The organism is Aquitalea sp. S1-19, from assembly GCF_024343515.1.
Map to the genome: position 1 here is coordinate 1 of NZ_RJTZ01000341.1, position 652 is coordinate 652.

The following is a 652-nucleotide window of genomic DNA, read 5'->3' on the forward strand; positions in this document are numbered from 1 at the left end:
CGGCCGCGCTTGCCTTCAAACTCGCCCAGGCTCAGCTTCTCGTCGGCCACCTTGCCGCGCACCGAAGTCGTGGCAAGCAAGGCCTTCTCGCCGGCCACTAAGCCCACGGCGGTCAGCGCGTCCCCCTCTTCCAGCGCCATCAGCATCAGGCCACGGCCCTTGGCCAGCTCTTTCAGCTCGCTGGCGGGGAAGGCCAGCAGACGGCCATGGCTGCTGGCGGCAACCAGCTTGCAGCTATCCAGCGCCGTGCCAACCCGCACCGGCGGCAGCACCGTGTCGTGCTCGTCCAGCGTCAGGAAGGCCTTGCCCGCCTTGACCCGGCCGGTCATGTCCGACACCTTGGCCACGAAGCCGTAACCGCCCGAGCTTGCGACCACAAAGCGCGTATCGTCAGGCGCGGCCAGCAATTGCGCCAGCTTGGCACCCTCCTGCATATCAAGCAGCGAAGTGACCGGCGCACCGTCACCGCGCCCGGTCGGCACCGCCGCCGCATCGATGGTGTAGGCGCGACCCTTGGTGTCGAGCACCACCACCGGCCACACCGTGCGCGTTTCCACCACGCAGGCCAGACTGTCGCCATCCTTGAACGACAAGGCAGACACGTCGACATTGTGGCCAACGCGCGCGCGCAGCCAGCCCTTTTGCGACAGGA

The 652-nt window shown here is 67.6% G+C and carries 1 protein-coding gene; it reads right to left on the reverse strand.

Features of this window, described 5'->3' with window-relative positions:
* Nucleotides 1–652 (reverse strand): DNA gyrase C-terminal beta-propeller domain-containing protein (locus EGI20_RS18930; RefSeq protein WP_498633251.1); only part of this gene is annotated, 652 nt, incomplete at both ends.